This is a genomic window from Kitasatospora sp. NPDC093806 (genome assembly GCF_040683335.1).
In the GTDB taxonomy this organism is placed as follows: Bacteria; Actinomycetota; Actinomycetes; order Streptomycetales; family Streptomycetaceae; genus Kitasatospora.
This window is the reverse complement of the sequence record NZ_JBFBDO010000135.1, coordinates 1-18237: the sequence shown is the minus strand read 5'-3', so window position 1 is coordinate 18237 and position 18237 is coordinate 1. Positions and strand designations below refer to the sequence as shown.

Annotated in this window: 21 protein-coding genes and 3 pseudogenes; 9 read left to right on the top strand and 15 right to left on the bottom strand. The window is 71.7% G+C overall.

The genetic code is table 11. The annotated features are described in order from the left end of the window. The 4 genes and pseudogenes from AB0N76_RS35715 to AB0N76_RS35700 all read right to left on the bottom strand — a co-directional run. Positions 1-641: pseudogene (locus tag AB0N76_RS35715) on the bottom strand (XRE family transcriptional regulator); the annotation flags it as partial. Between the two features lie 114 nt (positions 642-755). Further along, a pseudogene (locus AB0N76_RS35710) lies at positions 756-941 on the bottom strand (helix-turn-helix transcriptional regulator); the annotation flags it as partial. A gap of 85 nt (positions 942-1026) precedes the next feature. Next, entirely contained in the window at positions 1027-1704 is a 678-nt protein-coding gene (locus AB0N76_RS35705; RefSeq protein WP_363564542.1) for a class I SAM-dependent methyltransferase, read from the bottom strand. 161 nt (positions 1705-1865) lie between these two features. Next, on the bottom strand, positions 1866-2321 hold the full coding sequence (locus tag AB0N76_RS35700; protein ID WP_363564548.1) for a hypothetical protein: 456 nt from the start codon (positions 2319-2321) through the stop codon (positions 1866-1868). Positions 2322-2686: 365 nt separating this feature from the next. Between AB0N76_RS35700 and AB0N76_RS35695 the strand changes: the two genes are divergently transcribed. Both AB0N76_RS35695 and AB0N76_RS35690 read left to right on the top strand, forming a co-directional pair. Further along, positions 2687-3229, top strand: a complete 543-nt coding sequence (locus AB0N76_RS35695; RefSeq protein WP_363564540.1) for a GNAT family N-acetyltransferase — start codon at positions 2687-2689, stop codon at positions 3227-3229. Between the two features lie 130 nt (positions 3230-3359). Beyond that, complete coding sequence (locus AB0N76_RS35690; protein ID WP_363564538.1) at positions 3360-4403, top strand: SGNH/GDSL hydrolase family protein; 1044 nt, start codon at positions 3360-3362, stop codon at positions 4401-4403. A gap of 77 nt (positions 4404-4480) precedes the next feature. Here the strand turns inward: AB0N76_RS35690 and AB0N76_RS35685 are convergent, their stop codons facing one another. Together AB0N76_RS35685 and AB0N76_RS35680 are read right to left on the bottom strand one after the other, a co-directional pair. Further along, positions 4481-4969, bottom strand: a complete 489-nt coding sequence (locus AB0N76_RS35685) for an NUDIX hydrolase (RefSeq protein WP_363564536.1) — start codon at positions 4967-4969, stop codon at positions 4481-4483. Between the two features lie 213 nt (positions 4970-5182). After that, a complete protein-coding gene (locus tag AB0N76_RS35680) occupies positions 5183-5437 on the bottom strand; it encodes a hypothetical protein (RefSeq protein WP_363564534.1) in 255 nt (84 codons plus the stop codon). 126 nt (positions 5438-5563) lie between these two features. Between AB0N76_RS35680 and AB0N76_RS35675 the strand changes: the two genes are divergently transcribed. The 5 genes from AB0N76_RS35675 (at position 5564) to AB0N76_RS35655 (ending at position 8008) form a co-directional block, all read left to right on the top strand. Beyond that, entirely contained in the window at positions 5564-6394 is an 831-nt protein-coding gene (locus AB0N76_RS35675) for a helix-turn-helix transcriptional regulator (protein WP_363564532.1), read from the top strand. Then, positions 6391-6597 (top strand): DUF397 domain-containing protein, encoded by a 207-nt coding sequence (locus AB0N76_RS35670; RefSeq protein ID WP_363564530.1) that lies wholly within the window; start codon positions 6391-6393, stop codon positions 6595-6597. The genes AB0N76_RS35675 and AB0N76_RS35670 overlap by 4 nt, the downstream gene beginning before the upstream one ends. Positions 6598-6680: 83 nt before the next feature. After that, entirely contained in the window at positions 6681-6893 is a 213-nt protein-coding gene (locus AB0N76_RS35665) for a DUF397 domain-containing protein (RefSeq protein ID WP_363564528.1), read from the top strand. A gap of 111 nt (positions 6894-7004) precedes the next feature. Further along, the gene (locus tag AB0N76_RS35660) at positions 7005-7445 is read left to right on the top strand and encodes a phage tail protein (protein ID WP_363564526.1); all 441 of its coding nucleotides are present in this window, start codon (positions 7005-7007) and stop codon (positions 7443-7445) included. Between the two features lie 350 nt (positions 7446-7795). Then, positions 7796-8008: a DUF397 domain-containing protein gene (locus AB0N76_RS35655; protein WP_363564524.1), complete on the top strand. Its 213-nt coding sequence runs from the start codon at positions 7796-7798 to the stop codon at positions 8006-8008. A 12-nt stretch (positions 8009-8020) separates the two neighbouring features. Here the strand turns inward: AB0N76_RS35655 and AB0N76_RS35650 are convergent, their stop codons facing one another. The 9 genes from AB0N76_RS35650 to AB0N76_RS35610 all read right to left on the bottom strand — a co-directional run bounded on the left by AB0N76_RS35650 (position 8021) and on the right by AB0N76_RS35610 (position 15659). After that, positions 8021-8233, bottom strand: a complete 213-nt coding sequence (locus AB0N76_RS35650) for a hypothetical protein (protein WP_363564522.1) — start codon at positions 8231-8233, stop codon at positions 8021-8023. 271 nt (positions 8234-8504) lie between these two features. Continuing rightward, the gene (locus AB0N76_RS35645) at positions 8505-8933 is read right to left on the bottom strand and encodes a hypothetical protein (RefSeq protein WP_363564520.1); all 429 of its coding nucleotides are present in this window, start codon (positions 8931-8933) and stop codon (positions 8505-8507) included. Positions 8934-9688: 755 nt separating this feature from the next. After that, positions 9689-10015: a hypothetical protein gene (locus AB0N76_RS35640; protein ID WP_363564518.1), complete on the bottom strand. Its 327-nt coding sequence runs from the start codon at positions 10013-10015 to the stop codon at positions 9689-9691. 378 nt (positions 10016-10393) lie between these two features. Beyond that, complete coding sequence (locus AB0N76_RS35635; protein ID WP_363564516.1) at positions 10394-11248, bottom strand: IS5 family transposase; 855 nt, start codon at positions 11246-11248, stop codon at positions 10394-10396. Positions 11249-11310: 62 nt separating this feature from the next. Beyond that, positions 11311-11631, bottom strand: coding sequence for a RacP protein (locus tag AB0N76_RS35630; protein WP_363564546.1), 321 nt, complete (start codon positions 11629-11631; stop codon positions 11311-11313). Next, a complete protein-coding gene (locus tag AB0N76_RS35625; protein ID WP_363564514.1) occupies positions 11618-12868 on the bottom strand; it encodes a DUF6192 family protein in 1251 nt (416 codons plus the stop codon). The genes AB0N76_RS35630 and AB0N76_RS35625 overlap by 14 nt, the downstream gene beginning before the upstream one ends. Before the next feature lie 529 nt (positions 12869-13397). Then, a complete protein-coding gene (locus AB0N76_RS35620) occupies positions 13398-13607 on the bottom strand; it encodes a hypothetical protein (RefSeq protein ID WP_363564512.1) in 210 nt (69 codons plus the stop codon). 169 nt (positions 13608-13776) lie between these two features. Continuing rightward, positions 13777-14463 (bottom strand): response regulator transcription factor, encoded by a 687-nt coding sequence (locus AB0N76_RS35615; protein ID WP_363564510.1) that lies wholly within the window; start codon positions 14461-14463, stop codon positions 13777-13779. Then, the gene (locus tag AB0N76_RS35610; protein WP_363564508.1) at positions 14460-15659 is read right to left on the bottom strand and encodes a histidine kinase; all 1200 of its coding nucleotides are present in this window, start codon (positions 15657-15659) and stop codon (positions 14460-14462) included. Before AB0N76_RS35610 ends, AB0N76_RS35615 begins: the two co-directional genes overlap by 4 nt. A gap of 273 nt (positions 15660-15932) precedes the next feature. Here AB0N76_RS35610 and AB0N76_RS35605 point away from each other — a divergent pair, with 273 nt between their 5' ends. Together AB0N76_RS35605 and AB0N76_RS35600 are read left to right on the top strand one after the other, a co-directional pair. Further along, positions 15933-17363, top strand: a complete 1431-nt coding sequence (locus AB0N76_RS35605; protein ID WP_363564544.1) for a hypothetical protein — start codon at positions 15933-15935, stop codon at positions 17361-17363. Between the two features lie 117 nt (positions 17364-17480). Then, a pseudogene (locus AB0N76_RS35600) lies at positions 17481-18237 on the top strand (hypothetical protein); the annotation flags it as partial.

The following is an 18237-nucleotide window of genomic DNA, read 5'->3' as shown; positions in this document are numbered from 1 at the left end:
TCCAGCTGGTCGTACGCGGCGCCGCCTGCACCGCCGGTGGCGGCGGTGCAGGCGGCGGTCAGCAGCAGTGACGTCCGGACGGCCAGGGCGTCGGCGGTGTGGCTGTCGTCGAGGCCGGCGGCCGTGGAGGTGAGCAACCGGACGGCGGAGGTGATGCGTCCGGAGCGGCGCATGGTGATGGCCAGGACTCGTGCCGCCTCCCCGAGGACGACGGGGGAGCCGGAGGCGCGCGCGGCGGTCAGGGCGCGGTCGGCGGTGACCCAGGCGTAGTCCGCGCTGTCCTTGACGGCCAGCTCGGTTGCGAGGACGTGGGCGCGGGCCAGGGCGGCGTGTGCCTTCTCTCTCCGTAGCCCGCTCACTGCGGCGTCCCGCTCCGCTTCCGCTCCGGAGAGCAGAGCCGGCAGCGAGGTGCGAAGCCGGTTGTAGCGGGCGGCACGGAAGTCGGCCCGGGCTCGCGAGAGTGCGGCGCCGAGGTCCGGAAGGGTGATCGGAACCGCCGGGCTGAACAGGGCCTGCTCCAGAGGGTCGGAGCCGGGCGGCACGACGACCGGCTGCGCGTCGGCCGGTTGGGCGCCTGCACCGGCGATCGCGCTGCCGACACCTGTTGCGGCTCCCAGCGCGAGGAAGCTCCTACGTCGCACTTCGTCCTCCGACCCTCGACCTGTCGTCACCCTAGTAGCAACCGGCGGTGGCGCGGCCGAGGTTGGGGCATGTCGGGCGGTGTCGGGGACGAGGCCGAGGTGCCGGGGCGGAATGTCGAGGTATCCGGCGATCTTCCGGAGGGCGGCATCTCCGACGGTCATACGGCCGCTGAGGATTCGGGATATGGCGGAGGCTGAGTACCCGGTGTGGGCTCCCACCTCCGCCATGGTTGCCTGCTTCACCGCCCGGGCTGCGCGGAGTACGGCTGGGATGTCGACCTGGTGCGTCGTCCGCAACACGACTCCTTCCCAGAGCCGACAGTTCCATCAAGGTAGCGCGGCGCGGGGGGCGCTCAACAGGGCGCGCGGGCACGGCCGTCGTGGCTCAGCCGCGCCCGCGGACCAGCAGGGTGCCGAGCGCGCCGGCCTCCGGAGAGGGCACCACCTGGGCGTCGATGTCGGTGAAGCCGTGACGCTTCAATGTGTCGGCCCACTGCTCGGCGGTGTGCTGCCAACGCCGGACGGTGAGCTCGGTCTCCCTCCCCTCCAGCCACCGCCCACCCATCGGTTGCGCCCCGTACGTTCCTGTTGCGGGCTCTCGGTGAGAGAAGGCGAAGACGCCGCCGGGGGTGAGCCGACGGAGGACGCGCGGGAACAGTTCCTCCGGGTCGGTGAACCAGACGGCGCCCCAGGTGGAGTAGACGGCGTCGAACTGCCGTTCTCCCTCTGTGTCGAGGAACGTGCAGGCCTCGGCCTGCACGAACAGCAGGCTTGGCAGGTCGTGCCAGAACGCCCTGGCCCGGGCCACCTGGACGGGGGAGAAGTCCACCCCGACAACGTCGACGCCGGAGCGGGCGAGGAAGGCGGCGTTCTCCCCTTCCGCCGGGCCGAGGTCGAGCGCCGTCCTCGGCCCGCCCAGAACCTCCGCCCCGGGTCCGGTACCGGGGACGCCGGTCCAGTCGAACCGGTCGGCGGGCGGCCGGGTTTGGGGCTCGGCCCCCCGGTGCGGCCGGTACTTGTCCCAGTACTCGGAGGCGGAACCAGGCAGGGAAGCGCTGGACATGAGGGCCCTCCAGGGGCGGTGGGTGGTGGCCGTGTCGAGGTGGCGACAACCTACCGCCGTGCTCCGCGGGGGCTGGGACGGATGGAGGGGATTCAGCCGAATGGGTGGGGCCCGGCGATACGCTGGCGCGTCTCGCCGGGCCCTGGCCGTGCTTCAGGTGGTCAGTGGCAGTTGGAGCCGGGGTGGCACGGCCCGCACTTGGCGTAGTCCGCCTCCCACAGCTTCCAGTCCACCTCGAAGCCGTTGTCCGCGATGACCTGCGCCGTGCGCTCGACCGAGCCGTCGTACTTGAAGTCGATCGCCGGGATGTGCTCCAGGAATCCGCCGTCGAAGTGCTCGGCGCAGAAGTCCCGGTAGTTCTTCGTGTCGAGGATGAAGATGTGGACGGCGATGTCGACGATCCGGCCGCAGCAGAGCTCCAGCCGCTGGCCCCACTTCTCGATCGCCGTGATGAGGTAGGAGACGGCCGCGCCGAACAGGCGGTTCGCCATCACCTCGTCGAAGGGGTGGTCGCGCATCAGCAGCGCGATCTCGCGGTCCCACACCTCGGGCTTCACGAAGTGCCTGGGGTTCCGCGGCTGGACGGTGCGGCGCTGCTCCGTCGAGTCGGTCAGCATGACGGTCACGGTGGTGCTCCTCTCGAAGGCGTCGAGTGGCTCGGACACTGACCCGCTGTCGGCCGGCCGGCAGGGATCAGGAGCGGTCGGGGCGCTGAGCTCCGGGTGCCTGGGGAACCCGGCGACCGCATGAACGACGCTAGGGACCACGGGTTCGCGGGACAAGGCGGATCCGCTGGGTGCGCACGGCATGTGCGAGGCATGCACAACGTGTGCGAGTACGAAGCCCTGTGCGTCGGCGGTGACGGCTGACGCCGCACGGCGGGACGCCTGCGCCGACGGGGCGTTCAGGAGCGCGTGCTTGGGCGGCATTCTCGTCTGCCGCCCGTGGCCGGGTCGGTTCGGGTACGTGTTAGCGTGCGTGGATGGATGATCTGGGAGTTGTGGCCGCCTGGCCACCGGGGAAGATCAGGACCGAGCGGCTGGTGCTCCGGGCGCCCGAGGCGCGGGACCGGGCGGTGTTCGTCGAACTGCTCGCCTCGCCGGAGGTGCACACCTATCTCGGCGGCGCCCGGGCGCGGGACAGGGTGGAGCGGTCGCTGCCCGAGGTGCCCGAGCAGTGGCCCGGGAGTTTCGCCGTCGAGCTCGACGGGATGATGATCGGTCAGATCCTGCTGCGGAGGGTGCCGGGGCGCGGCCGCCCGGCGGCCGTGGGGAAGGCCGATATCGGCTACCTGTTCCTGCCGGAGGTGTGGGGGCGCGGGTACGCCACCGAGGCGTGCGCGGCGGCACTCGGCTGGCTGGCGGAAGTACTGCCCGGTGAGCCGGTGGTGCTCACCACGCAGTCGGCCAACCTCGCTTCGATGCGGCTCGCGGCGAAGCTGGGCTTCACCGAGGTGGAGCGGTTCGAGGCCTGGGGTGCCGAACAGTGGCTCGGCATGCGGTCCATGGATGATCCGATCATTTAGCTCGATCGGGTGCGGTGGGCCCGATTCGGCGAGGAGGCGGGCGGCCCGGCACGGATGATCTTGGCAGAGGTACCCAGCGCCCCCGGCAACTTCCCTTCCGGGGGCGCCCTTTGCCGACTTTGGAGAATCCATGCGAAACCCTGTCTCCCGCCTGCGCGGCGGAGCCCTGGCCGTCGGGCTCGCACTCACGGCGGCCGTGCTCCTCCCCTCGGGTTCCGCCGGTGCGGCCGACCAGTACGAGTGGGCCGCGCTCGGCGACTCGTACACCGCCGGTGTGTTCGTCGGGGACCCGCAGCCCGCGCTAGGTGATGTGTCGCGGGACGGCTGCGACCGCACCGCCGATGCCTACCCCGGTGTGGTCGAGCGGGAGTTGGAGGAGTTCCCGCCGGGCAAGCCCGTCCGGCTGACCAACGCCAGCTGCGGCAATGCCACCATCGCCGACATCGCCACGAACAAGCAGACGCCGGTCAGCCCCGTCCAGCGTCCCGAGGGCGGCTGGAGCGCGGTGGATCCCCAGGTCAAGCGGGCCAACCTGGGGGAGGACACCGACGTCGTCACCGTCGGCGTCGGCGGCAACAGCCTGCCCTTCGGCGGCCTCCTCCTCAAGTGCCTTGAACTGGGCCAGGGCGGGAAGTCCTGCCGCGACCACTACACCAACCCTCCGGAGGGGGAGGAGAGCATCCAGGACAAGCTGGCCCGGGTCCAGGACGAGTACATCGAGATGCTGGCCCACGTGCACCAGGCCGCGCCCAACGCCAAGGTGGTCACGGTCGGCTACCCGGCCGTCCTGCCGGAGGAGGGCAGCGCCTGCAACCGCGCCGACTTCACCCAGCTCGGCCCGATCGCCCACACCGACGTCGACTGGCTCCGGGACGACGTCCTGAAGCAGCTGAACAGCACGATCAAGCGGGTCAGTGAGTTCTTCGGCGACCGCTATGTCGACGTCTACGACTCCAGCGTGGGCCACGACGCCTGCCAGCCCACGGAGACCAAGTGGGTCGAGGGAATCTGCGGCGACGCCCCGGACTACTGGCCGGCCACGGTCGCCGGCACGTTCCTGGACTGCACGGTCCTCCACAAGCGCGCCACCCTGGTCCACCCCAACGCGGCAGGGCACGAGAACACCGCTGCCCACGTCGAGCGGGCCATCCGGATCGCCCTCCTCGAACGCTGACCGGTCGGCACGGGCCCTGACACTGGAGCCCCGGGCCACCTCGCGCGAGCGGGTGGCCCGGGGCTCCGGGCTGTCCGCTACTCGGCGGGGATGCCGCGGAGGAGGAAGGGGAGGTGGGCGCCGCGGGCGAGGGCGTCGAGGGCCTGGGTGGTGCGGCGGTGCTGGACGGTGTCCATGGCGTCGCGGAGTTGGGCCTGGTGGAGCCAGTGGACGCCGGTGATGGTGTGCGGCGGTCGGTGGCGGGCGACGGTGCTCTCCTGGGCGGACGTCAGGCGCCCGCCCCAGTAGACGAAGTTGACGCCCTCGGGGAGGAGTTGGGCGTCGACGTAGTCGGTGGCGAGGATTCTGCGCAGGGGCAGGACGAGGCCGGTCTCGGTCTCGGTGTGGCGGCGGGCGGCGAGGTGGGGGAGCTCGTTGGCCTCGGCACTGCCGCCGGGCATCATCAGCCCGGACTTGTAGGCGGTGCCGACGAGGAGGATCGCGCCGTCACGGTTGAGGATGAGCGCCTGGTGACCGAGTCGGCGGCGCGGCGGGTTGGTGAGGATCTCGGGCAGCTGGTTCAGCAAGGTGTGCTCCTTCATCGGGAGTTGAGGGGGAGGGCGAGAGCCAGGAGAGGCAGGCGGGGAGGCCGGCGCTGATCCCGGTCGCGAGGATGAGGCCGAAGATCAGCAACTGCGGCCCGAACGGCCCGTCGTGGATCGGCCAGCAGACGAGCGCGGCGGCGAGCGCGCTCAGGGCGGGGACGGCGACGGCGGCGACGACCAGCTTGAGCGAACGGCTCACGCCGCGTCGCCGGCGCGCGGCCGGCTGGGCTTCTGGACGGGGATGAAGCGCGGCTTGGGGAGGGCCTGGATGTGCTCGGGCTTGGTGGTCCACTCGCACCCGCCGGCTTCGTGGCGGAGGTAGGCAAGCCCGGCGAGGGTGTCCATGTAGACCGCCTCGGTGGGCTGGCCGGTGGGGTTGCGGTGCGCGAGGTCCCGGACGACCTCGCCGACAACGGGCTTGTACGCGGGAATACGGGGGCGACTGGGCATGTTGGCTCCATCGGTTGCGCAGGGTCCCGGATCTCTCACGGGGTGTAGCCATGGTGGACCGGTTCGGTTTACGATGGCCAGGGTCTGAACGTTGACCATCCCGGCGCGTGAAAGGTGCCAGCGTTCATGGACGAGTTGGTTGTTGACGTCATGTCATCTCCTGCCGTTCGCTTCGGGCAGGAACTCCACAGGTCACGAAGGTTGCGCGGGTGGTCGCAGGTCGGCCTCTCGAAGCGCATGGGGTACTCCAACACCCTGGTCTCGTACGTCGAACGAGCGAAGCGTCCTCCAACAAGGAAATTCGCTGTTAAAGCCGACGAGGTGTTCGAGAGTGGGGGTACTTTCTACGAACTCTGGCGCAGACATGCGAAAGCCAGCCTGCTGGAGGGCTTCGCGGAGTACGCGGACGGCGAGGCGAAGTGTCGTCGTCTGCGGTCTCTCTCGCTGACCGTCGTCACGGGGCTGTTCCAGGTCCCTGAGTACGCTCGTGCATTGGCCTATGCGGCGGTGCAGCGAGGGGCTATCAAGCAGTCGGAGGCCGACGAACGAGTCGACTTCCTCGCGAGCCGTCAGCGCATCCTCGACAAGAAGCTGCCGCCGCTGGTCCACGCGGTGCTGGACGAGAGCTGTCTCGTCCGCCCGATCGGTGGCGCTGAGGTCATGCTCAAGCAGCTCGACCACATCATCGAGTTGGCGGCCCGGCCGAACGTCACTATCCAGGTGGCACCGTTCGCGCTCGGGGAGAACCTGCCCTTCAAGATGCCGATCACCTTGCTGGACCTTCCGGACGGCTCGGTTGTCGGCTACGCCGAGTCCCAGGCTCGCGGGTATCTCGAACGTAGGCGCGAAAGGGTCATGGCCTGGGAGAGGGAGTACGATCACCTGGTGGTGGAGGCACTGCCCAAGGCGGCCTCCCTGGAACTGATCCACAAGGCTCGAAAGGAGTTTGCTCCGTGAACCCCGACCTATCCGACGCGGCCTGGTTCAAGTCGTCGTACTCCGACAACGGCGGTGAATGCGTCGAGGTCTCCGCGAGCTTCCCGGGCACCATCCCCGTCCGCGACTCCAAGGACCCCGAGGGTCCGGCCCTCGTCTTCCCCGCCTCCGCCTGGCACTCGTTCGTCGCCGGCGTCCAAGCGGGCGAGTTCGGCACCGTCTGACGACACCTCACAGCGGGGCCCTGACCGGATTTCCCGGTCGGGGCCCGCTGTCGTTCCGGCCTGTGCCTGGCTACCGTGGTGCCATGAAGCCGATTGCTGCCTCCGCCGCTCCCCACTGGCGCAAGAGCTCCCACAGCAACAACGGCGGCGAATGCGTCGAGGTCGCCACCAACCTCCCCACCGCCGTCCCCGTCCGGGACTCCAAGGACCCGGACGGCCCGGCTCTCCTCTTCCCCGCCCCCGCCTGGCGGGCCTTCCTCGCCGCCCTCCGGGAGGGCGAGTTCGGCAGGCGGTAGGAGCTCTCCGGCCGATCGGGTGACCTCCGTGGGCTTGTGACGTTAGGTACCTCGCGGGCCGGAGGAGGCGATCGCCGGCCCATCAGCCATGAGCAGTGGGAGGCGTACATCGTGTTGACCGGTGACTCGTTCAGTAGCAGCACCTTCGCCATCGAACTGGGCAAGTTCCAGGTTGAGACAGTTCAGTCCGTCTCGGGCCTGCAACTGGAGCAGGACGTCGTCGAGGTTCGGCAGGTCTCACCGACCGGTGAGCTGCTCATTCGCAAGCAGCCGGGCGCTCGCAAGACCGGTGAGATCACGATCACCCGTGGCATGGACAAGAGCACCGCGTTCACCGACTGGATCAAGGCCACTCTGGTCAATGCCGACCTCGACGCTGCCCGCCAGAACATCACGATCGCGTTGAAGGATGCGAACAGGCAGACCGTCCGCCGCATTCACCTCAGCAACGCTTGGGCGTCCCGCTGGGAGGGACCGTCGCTGGGAACCGCCGATTCCGGACCGGCCACGGAACAGGTGACGATCACCTACGAAGACATCACCGTCGAGTAGCAACCGGGTTCCGTCCGGTGGATCACGTCCGAAGCCGGATGACAGGGATGCTGCGGTGACAGTGCCGAGGAAGACGCAGCCGCGCTTGCCGTTGCTGTAGGCCGTGTCAGCTGCGACGCTCGATCTCACCGGCCATGTCGGCCGCGGCCTGGACGGGTGGGCTCGGCGGTCCCGTCCTCGGCGGACTGTTAGTCGTACTGGAGTGTGTGGCTCAGGCAGATCGGGGTCGCCGTCAGGGCGGGCGGCGGAGCGTGCGATCGTCCGCGCGGTGGTGAAATGGCGGAGCCCCGGCCGGATTTCCCGGTCGGGGCCCGCTGTCGTTCCGGCCCGCGTCTGGCTACCGTGGTGCCATGAAGCCGATTGCTGCCTCCACCGCTCCGCACTGGCGCAAGAGCTCCCACAGCGACAACGGCGGCCAGTGCGTCGAGGTCGCCACCAACCTCCCTACTGCTGTCCCCGTCCGGGACTCCAAGGACCCGGACGGTCCCGCCCTCCGCTTCCCCGCCCCCGCCTGGCGGGCCTTCCTCGCCGCGCTCCGGGACGGCGAGTTCGGCACCGCCTGACGGAGCGTCAAATCACCCGCCGCTCTGGCACGAGGCGTTGGCGCCCGGGATCACATTGATGGGGACGGCCAGTAGCTCGGCGTGGTTGCAGGCGCCCTGTGGCAGCGGGACGTCGATGTTCTGGCCGATCTGGACGTCGAAGTCGTCGGCGACGGCGCCGCCGGCGGTGGCCAGGACGCCGAGTACGGCCAGGGCGGCGGCCGCGAGGCCGGTCCGAATGCGCATGTCTCTCCCTGAGTGGTGACGGAACGTCGGCGGCGCGTGTCCCCCCGGCCAGGCCGGGGGGACGGCCGAGCCCGCCGCTACTGCTGCGCCGCGCGGCGGCAGGCGTTCCCGGCGATGACCGCCGGGACGTAGTCCTCGCGCAGGAGGTGGTAAGTGCCTGTTTCTGATGGCATGCGAAGCGACCTGCCGACCGCTCGCTCTGCGCCTCACCGCGTGGAGCGAGTGGCCGTCCGGTCTCCTCGAACGAGCTGCGGAGCGGTCGGAGTTCCGGTCACCCCTCGGTGGTCTCGACGACCTGGATCTCGAACGGCTGCCGGTTGTTCGCCTCGTTCCGGTCGTCGTCGCTGCGTACCTTGACGTAGCCGCCCGTCAGCGTGCCGAGCGGGACGCCGGGGCCCAGCCGCAGCGGGATCTGTGCCGTGGCGCTGCGGAACTGCCCCAGCCCGGCGGGGAAGGTGCAGCGCACCTTGTGGCCGTTCTGGAACGGGTAGCAGTCCTCCGGGAAGTACGGCTCCTCCGAGGTGACCCCCTCGGGCAGGGTGACCACGATGGTGAACGGCGAGGCCGTCCGGTCCGGTCCGAGGTTGCCGACGAAGGCGTGCAGCACGGTCTCGCCGCCGGGCGGAGCCGGGTCCGGGTCGATCCGGACCACGTAGAGGTCGGAGTTCGAGGGCCTCGCCGCCACGGCCTTCGCCGCCACCGCTTCTACCGCCGCGCGCGATTGCGAAACCTCCTGCCCACTCGCCCACGCCGTTCCGGCGACGAGCCCCGTCAGCGCGCACCCCACCGCCAGCGACCTGCCGAAGAAGCCCTGAATCGACCCGCTGCGGACCATCGCCGCTCACCCTGCTCTCTTCGCTTCAGCGCCCCGCACCGTCGCGGGTCGCGTCCGCACCAGGGTCGCCAACAGGTCGGCCGAGGCTCCGCCAACTCGCCCTCGGGTAACTCGAACGGGCGAACGTCGGTCCCGGCGTCGTGCGCGGGATGTCGACGACACCGGCCTCCCACGCACCGAACTCCTCCCCAGGTGTGACTATCCGCCCTGAGCGAACCTCCATGCCCAGACGCCAGCACGAACAACCGTCAAGGGGCCCGCCCGGGGTTCCTCTTGCCGCCTGGTAAGCATGCTGTGGGCGCATCACTTCGATGACGTCCTCGGCGCCGGCGACGGTTTGCGGCAGGCGGGCTGACGACGCCGGGCCGCTTGTGCTCCGAGGGGGCGCCGGTCTCCCGCAGAGCGTTGCGGTGGTGCGGCCGCTGCGTCCCCACGCAGTCCAGGGCCATGGCAGGGACCGAAGCGACTGAATCCTGGTCGCCGTCGTTGTCCCGTTGGGCCTGCGCCCCGCCGTTGTCCGTGGCCCCGGGGTGACGCCGGCCCGGGGGGTGACGTGGTGTTGGCTGTGCACACGGCGGGAAGCACCCTGTGCGGGGTCCTTCCCGCCGTGTGGCAGGTGCTCAGGAGAAGATGACCGAGCGGAGCTTGAGCCTGTTGCCGAGCTTCTTGCCGGGGTTCATCACGTAGTAGGTGTCGCCCTCGCAGTTGAAGTCGAGGAAGACGGTGGCGGTGGAGGTCGTGAAGTTCTCCGGCGCGAAGGCCGGGTGCTCCTCGGTGGCGCCGAAGAGGTTGATGCAGTCACCGCTCTCCGGCTCGACCATGCCGGCCGGGATACCGGGGCCGACCTTGTAGAGGAACTCGCCGTGGGCGGCGTGGGCGGTGTTGGGGACGGCGAGGAGGAGGGTGAGGGCGCCGAGGGCGGCGGCGGCAGTGGTGCGTAGGCGCATGCTGCTGGTCCTGTCCGTTCGGGGATGGCCGCTCCCCCCGTGTGGGCGGGGCGGTGCTCTGTACACTCCCCTGTCGCTCTCCCGACCAGGCTCCGGATCCTCCATGTAGCCCAGAGATCTCGGTCTGTGGTGGAGCGGGCGCAGTGCCTCTGTTCAGAGGTCCCGGACTCATGCGCGTAGGTCGGGATCGAACGAGCCCGGATCGATTGCCCAAGTGAGCCGGGGCGGTGTCGTGAGGAGGTGAAGCCATCCGGCTTCGTCGGTCCGGGAGCCGAGAACACCGGTGATCGAGCCAGCCGGACGTCGTGGGATGCTGGAACCCGTTCCGGCGGTTCGGGTGGATCCGGGGCAGAGTGCTCGGGGACACCTTGAGAACGATCAGTCCCGCTGGGCTTCGCGGGACTTCGGCTGGCCGGAACGGCGGGACTGACGGCGGGTTATGCGCCTGGTCATGATGGTGATCGCGGCCCAGGTGATCAACGTTTCGGAGTGCTGGATCAACCGTTCGTAGTCCCTGGCGTGTCGGCGGGCGTGCATGATCCAGGCGATCGAGCGTTCGACGACCCAACGGCGGGGCAGGACGACGAAGCCCTTGGTGTCCCGGGGTCGGTTGACGGTCTTGAGGGTGAGGTTCAGGTACTTCTTCGCCCAGGTCACGAGCTGTCCGGCATAGCCGGAGTCGGCCCAGACGATGGTGATCTCCGGGTGCATCAGGCGAAGCCGGAACAGGACCTCCTTGGCCGCGTCGCGGTCGGTGACGTCGGCGGGAGTGACCATGACGAACAGCGGCAGGCCCTTCGTGTCCACGACCAGGTGACGCTTCCGGCCGTTGATCTTCTTCGCGCCGTCGTAGCCGCGCGAGTCCCGCCCGACGGTCTCGGCCGCCTTCACCGACTGGGAGTCGATGACGGTGGCCGCCGCGTTGGGCGCCCGGCCCATGTCGCGCCGGATGCGCTTGCGAAGCTGGTCACGGATCTGCCCGACGACGCCGGCCGCCGCCCACCTCGACATAAACCCCCAAACCGTGCGCCAGGGCGGGTAGTCCCTCGGCAGGGCTCTCCACTTGCATCCCGTGTCGACGACGTAGCGGATCGCGTCCACGATCTCGCGGCGCGGGTGCTTCTCCGGGCGCCCGCCCGCCGGGCTCTCGCAGGCCGGCGGCGGCAGGAGCGGTTCGATCAGCTTCCACTCGTCGTCCCAGGTGTCCGACGGATAGCAGCGGCGCCGGGCCAACGCGGTGCCTCCCCTCAGGCGAAGGCCCTGGTCCGGCCGCCGGGGCGGCCGGACCAGGGCGGTCAGGCGTCGGTGAAGTGGGCGATCACGTCGAGCGTGGACTCCACCGAGTTGAGCTGGGTGTTCAGGTGCTTGATCCACCTCCCCTTGGGCTGGAGGGCGGCGTGCGGGGCGACGACGCCGGTGAGGAAGCGGCGGATCTCGGTGAGCTTCTCGCGGATCACCGCGATCTCGTAGACCTCCAGCTCGGCGGGGTCGGAGCAGAACTTGTAGCCGTCCGTCCGGCTCCAGATCAGGGGCGGCCACTCGCGTTCGGCGATGATGTCGCGCAGGCAGGCCAGGCCCGCCCTGACCTGGCTCTTGCTGAGCTCACTGCATCTGATGAGCTGGTCGAAGGTCAGCCCCGCGGGACGGGCCTCGAAGAGGACCTTGCGGACGGTGTCGGCGTGCCGTTCGGCGGCGGGCGACCTGCGGTCGGAGGCCCGGGGCATCCCAGTATTCGCCCGTCAGGAGCCGGGCCAGCTCGCTGTCGACGTCGACCTTGCCGGTGTCCACCGCGGTCTCGATCCAGTCGAGGGTGGCCCGGCAGGCGGCGATCCGCTCGTGGACGATGGCCTTCTCGTCCGAGCTCAGCTGCCGGTCGCGCAGACCCGGGACGGCCCGGCCGGCCGCGGCGACGAACGCGTGGCAGGCGGTGACCAGGTCCAGGAACTCCACCGACCGGTCGATCCGGCGGATCGCCGGCGCGATCGGGCTGTTCTGCTCGAAGTGTTCGCGGGCCTGCCGTCCGCGCTCGACCTGGGCGTGGTTGACCTGGTGGCGGGCGGTGTCGTCGGCCATCGCCCGGGCCGCGACGTCGGGGCGACGCAGCAGCCCGGTGGTCACCTGCGCCGCGACGTGGTCGTCGCGGGTCAGCTCCTCGACCACCTTCATCTTCTCGGCCGGCGCGACCCGGGCGACGACCGCCGGGCGCCGCAGGAACTCCGGGGCGACCGCGGCAGCGACCTCGTCGTCGCGGGTCAGCTCCTCGACGACGCGGACCTTGTCCTCCGGCTTGACCTGGGCGACGACCGCCGGGCGGCGCAGGAAGTCGCCGGTCACCGTCGCGGCGACCTCCTCGTCCTGCGCGAGCGAGTGGATCGCGCTGACCTTCTCCTGCGGGGTGACCGGCTTCGCGACCTGCCAACCGACCCGCCGCTTCGCCTCGTCCGGCGTCCAGCGGGCCTTGCCGTCCGGCGGCGTCAGGATCGCGGCGAACCGCTCCTCCTCGTCCTCGATCCGAGCCAGGATGCGGTGGACCGTGAACGACACCCCGGCCTGCCGGCGCTCCTTCGGCCACTTCGACGACGTCCACCGGTCGGTCTTCAGCTGCGAGTAGGACAAGCCGATGTCCTCGGCGAGCCGGAACAGCGAGTCCTTCACGGTGAAGAGCTCCTCGGCCGGCCCCGACCCGCCCTGCTCGCGCATCGGCTCGACCTCCAGCGCGTAGTCGCCGACCGTGAACTGGATCCGGCTGGCCGTCTCCACCAGCTTCCGCAGCTCGGCGACGATCTCGGCGTACCGCTCGATGCTGACATTACCGATCTTGTCGGCCTTCTCGATCTCGACGTTCTCGGGCATGGCTCTCACTACCAACCCGCGGGCCGGGCACGGCTGTTGGCCGCGACGGGACACGGCCCGCTCTCGACACCGAGAGTCGGTATGCACATCCACTGATCACAACAAGTCACCACGGAATGACCGAAGTTGGGGTGAGGGTGACCGCAGAAACCGTACGTGGAGCGTTTACTGTGACCGATCCGCGAACGTTTCCTTTCGCGCCCTCCAGGCCCTCACCACGCACCGCCGCGAGCAGAACCGGGCGTCCGAGCGCCGGTCCACCCCGACCACCCACCGCTCCTCGCACACCGGGCACACAGCCCGGCCGTCACCCGCCAGCTCCGCCGCCACCCGCTTTCGCAGCCGGCGGTCCACACGCCACTGCCAGGCCCGACACCGCGGCGAGCAGAACCTTGCGTGCACCCTCGACCCCGGCCTGAGCCGCTCGCCGCAGGACGCGCACGCCGGAAGTTCAACCCGCTCCGCGCCATCCGACACGACCTCAGCGTAGATCTCAAGAGTACTCAGAGTGAGGGATCAGAAACAGTCACTAACAGTCCTGGAAGGCTTGCTGGTCGCCGGCCGAGCCGATCAGGCAGGCGTCCTCCGCGACCTGCGCGTCGGCGTCCGGCTTGTGCTCCAGTACGTAGTAGAAGCAGCCCTGCGGGGTCGCGTTCGCGGCCGGGGCGAGGGCGACGACGCCGCCCAGGGCGAGGGTGAGGCCGCAGGTGGCGGCGGCGATCCGTCGTACGAGCTTCATGATTTTCGAATCCTTCCGATAAGTGCGGAATCGGCGACCGGCGAAGCGCGTGTCCGCCTGCCGGATCCGCCCGCCGCACACACCTATCGAAGATCCGCCCCGGTCATCCGGGCGCCGCGCCGCCGCCCCGTTCGAGATCACCCGAAGGCCTGGGGCCCCGGCGGCGACCTCAGGACGGGTGGATCAGGCGGCTCTCGTAGGCGAACACCACCGCCTGGACCCGGTCGCGGAGTTCGAGCTTCTGCAGGATCCGCCCCAGATGGGACTTCACGGTCGCCTCGGCGAGGTACAGGGTGCCCGCGATCTCGGTGTTCGACAAGCCGCGGCCCGCCTGGACCAGCACCTCGCGCTCCCGCGCGCTGAGCCGGTCCAGCCGGCGCAGCCGCTCGACGCGCTCGGGGTCGTCGCCGTCACCGCTGCCGCCGTCGGGGAGCAGGGGGCGGACCTGTTCCAGCAGGAGCCGGGTGATCCGCGGGGAGACCACCGCGTCGCCCGCCGCCACGCTGCGGATCGCGCCGAGGAACTCCTCGGGCCGGGTGTTCTTCAGCAGGAACCCCGAGGCCCCGGCGCCGAGTCCGGCGAAGGCGTACTCGTCCAGGTCGAAGGTGGTGAGGATCAGCACCTTGGTCTGTGGCGAGGCCTCGACGACCTGCCGGGTCGCCTCGATCCCGTCGACGCCGGGCATCCGGACGTCCATCAGGACGACGTCGGGCCGCAGCTCCCGGACCAGGCGTACTGCCTCGGCGCCGTCCGCGGCCTCGCCGACGGCTGCCAGGTCGGGCTGGGAGTCCAGGACGGTGGCGAAGGCCATCCGGAGCAGCGCCTCGTCGTCGGCGATCAGGACGCGGATCGTCATGCGGACACCGTCCCGCTGCCGCCCAGGTGGAGGCGGGTGTGGACGCCCCAGCCGCCGCCCGGGCGTGGCCCGGCGCGCAGGCTCCCCCCGTAGGCGGCCGCGCGTTCGCGCATGCCCGCGATGCCGTGGCCAGTCGGTGCGGCGGCGGGGGCCGGCGGACGTGGGCCGTCGTCGGTGACGTCCACGGTGACGGCCGCGGCCGAGCACACGATCCGGACGTCCGCGCGGGTGCCGGTGGGGGCGTGCTTGAGGGTGTTGGTCAAGGCTTCCTGCACCAGGCGGTAGACGGTGAGCTGCGCGGTGGCGGGGACGCGGACGTGGTCCCCGTCGAGGTCCAGCCGGGTCGGCAGTCCGGCGGCGCCCATTTGCTCGGCGAGGGCGTCGAGTTGGGCGATGCCGGGCAGCGGGTGGCGGGTCGCGTCCGGTTCGTCGGCGCGCAGGACGCCCAGGGTGCGGCGCATGTCGGTCAGCGCCTGCCGGCCCGTCTCGGCAACCTGGAGCATCGCGGCGGTGGTCCGCTCGGGCGCCCGGTGCTGCGTGTAGACGGCGGCGTCGGTGAGCGCGACCATGACGGACAGGTTGTGGGTGACGATGTCGTGCATCTCCCGGGTGATGCGGGTCCGCTCCTCGGCGACGGCCAGCCGCGCCTGCTGCTCGTGCTCCCGCTCCCGGCGGGCGGCCCGTTCCTCCACGGCGCCGAGCAGGGCGCGCGTCGTCCGCACGTTCACCCCGAGGACGGCGGCGGCGACGACCATCGCGGTGGCTGCGACAAAGGGTGTCAGGAACGCGCCCTCGGTCGTCCAGCGCAGGCAGGCCAGCAGGACCCCGGCCTCCGCGACGGCGGCGGCGACCAGCGTGCCGCGCCGGTCGGAGTGCGCGGCCGCCGTGTAGAGGGCCACCAACACGGCGACGTCCGCCTCCAGTTGGACACCCGTCAGCCACTGGACGGCCGCTGCGGCCACCACCGCGCCGAACACCGCGCGCGGGGCCCGGCGCCGCCACAGCAGGGGCAGCGCGAGGGCGGCGGTGAGGGCGAGGGCCAGTGGCAGCTCGTGCGGCGCGCGGGTGGCCACGACGTTGACGAGGAGCAGCGCCGGGAGCAGTGACTCCCACACGGCGGGCGGCAGCCGGAAGCCCCGACGTAGGCGCTCCCGCACCTGGTGGGCGGTGAGCGGTCCCACGGCTGCCTCGGTCATCACACGTCCTCGTCGCTCCGGCATCGGCCCTGCCACGGTAGGCCGGGGACGAGGCGACGCACATGCGCCCACCGTCGGATCGCCCCGCGCCCGGGTACGACCACAGGAGGAGCCCCGCCCCCGCCCCGTACCTCCCGTGGTCGCAGCACGGCGGCCGATCCGGCCTGCTCGAATGCTCCTCCGGTCGCAGGCGGCGGCGACCGGGGATCGATGTGGCCGCGCGGGCTCGCCGCCGAGCATCGCGGGGTGACCGAGAACATCACGGGACTGTTCATGTCCCCCCTGGAAATCCTCGCCCTGCTGGGCGCCCTCGCGCTGGTGGTGGCGCGCTGGTTGCCCCCTGCCGCCCGCCCGCGCGCCACGGTCGCGGCGGGGGCGGTGCTGCTGCTGTCGGTGCTCGTGCTGGCCGTGACGGGGCTGCGCTGGCAGTTGCTGCCCGTGCTGGTCGGCGCTGCTCTTGCGGCGCCGTTCGCCGCCGCCCCCCTGCTGCGACGTCGCTTCGGCCGCCGCCCGGCCTGGCGGGCCCGCTGGTGGCTGGCGCTGCCGGGCACGCTGGCCTGCGCCGGGCTGATCGCCGCCGGGCCGGTGGCCGCCTGGGCCTTCCCGGTGCCCGAATTCCCGGATCCGACGGGCGAGTTCGCGGTCGGCACCCGCGTCGTCCAGTGGACCGACTCGGGCCGCCCCGAGACCTTCACCGCCGACCCGGACGACCGGCGCACCGTCGTCGTCCAGCTCTGGTACCCGGCGCAGGCTTCCGCCGCCGGCGCCGAGCGCGCCCAGTACCTCGGCCGCACCGAGCAGGAGGCGCGCACCGTCGCCGACGCCCTGGCCGGCGGCGTCGGCCTGCCGGGGTTCCTGCTGGACGGCGTGCCGAAGGCGCGCAGCCACTCGGTCTTCGACGCCCCGGTGGAGGGCACGGGGGGACGGTTCCCCGTCGTGCTGTTCTCGCCCGGCTCGGGCGGCGTGCGCACCCAGAACACCGCCTGGGCGGAGGAACTGGCCAGCCACGGCTACCTGGTGGCCGCCGTCGACCACCCGTACGACGCCGCCGCCGTCGTCCTCGCCGACGGGCGGACGGTCACCACCGAGACCTCGTCCAGCGGCGACGCGGACGAGGACGCGAAGCTCGCGGCCGGCTGGACGGCGATCCGGGCCGCCGACCTCGGCTTCGTCCTCACGCAGTTGGAGGGCCTGGACCGGGGCGAGGGCGCGGACCCGCTGCGCGGACGCCTGGACACCGGCCGGGTCGCGGTGACCGGCCACTCCATGGGCGGAGCGGCCGCCCTCCAGGCCGCCCGGCAGGACCGCCGGTTCGGCGCCGTCATCGACCTGGACGGCTTCCCCCACGGCCCCACCACGCCCGCCCTCGACCGACCGGTGCTCGCGCTCACCCAGGCCATCACCCCGGCGACCGACGCGCGCTACCTGCCCCGGCTCACCGAGGCGCTCGGCTCCGGCACCGCGACGAACTACCGGCTCACCATCCCCGGAGCTGCTCACCTCACCTTCATGGACGGCCCGCTGTACCTGCCGCCGGTGCCCACGATCGTCGGCACCCTGGGGCGGACCGAGAGCCCGCGCGTCGTCGCCGGGGCGACCCTCGCCTTCCTGGACGCCACCCTGCGGGCCCGGCCCGGCGACCTGGCGGGTGCCCTGTCCGTGTACGGGGACCTCACCGTCCACCGGCCGGGAGGTGGCGGCTGACCGGCCGAACGCGCGTGGCCCGGATGGCGGTTGGCGCCACTCCAACAGCGCAGACGGGGCGGCCGGGCGGCGGCGCACTGGTTGCGGGGGCGGGGCGGCGGCCGAAGGGTCGGTGGCATGACTTCCTCGCATCGTCGCCCGGTGGCGCTGCTGCGCCACTGCGCGCTCGCCCTCGTCCTGCCCGTCGCCGGCAGCCTCCCGGCCGCCGTCCCCGCACTGGCCGAGACCTCCTCGGCCGCCGTCCCTCCGCCCGCACCGCCGGCCCTCGCGGCGAGCGGTGAACAGGTCTTCGACACGCCCGGCACCTTCTCCTTCAGCGTCCCGGCGGACGCCACCGAACTGGTCGTCCGGGCCTGGGGCGGCGGGGGCGGCGGGGGCGGCGGCGGTGGTGGGGGAGGCGGCGGTGGCGGTGGCGGCGGGGGTGAGGACTCCAACCTCGGCTCGGCCGGCGGTGGCGGTGGGGGCGGCGGCGCCAGCGGAAGCGGCGGCGGTGGCGGTTCCGGCGGTGGCGGGGGCGGCTACCTCGAATGCCGCTTCTCGGGCGCCGTGCTGGACCAGCTGAAGCGGGGCCGCCCGCGGATTCTCGTCGGCCAGGGCGGGACCCCGGGTGGCGGCGCCGCGTCGGCGTCCGGTGGCGGGGGCGGCGCGGCGACGGAGAACGGCACCTCCGGCGGCAGCGGGAGCACCGGTAACAGGGGTGGCGCCGGCGGGACCGGTGGGCTGAGCGGCCTGGTCCTGCCGGGTCCCTTCCTCGCGGCCCCGATGGCGACCGCCGGCGGGGGACGCGCGGGCGGCGGCGGAGCGGGCGGACCGGGCGGCGGGGGCGGCGGCGGGGGCACCACCGGGATCGCTCCCCCGAGCGCGGACTCCCCGG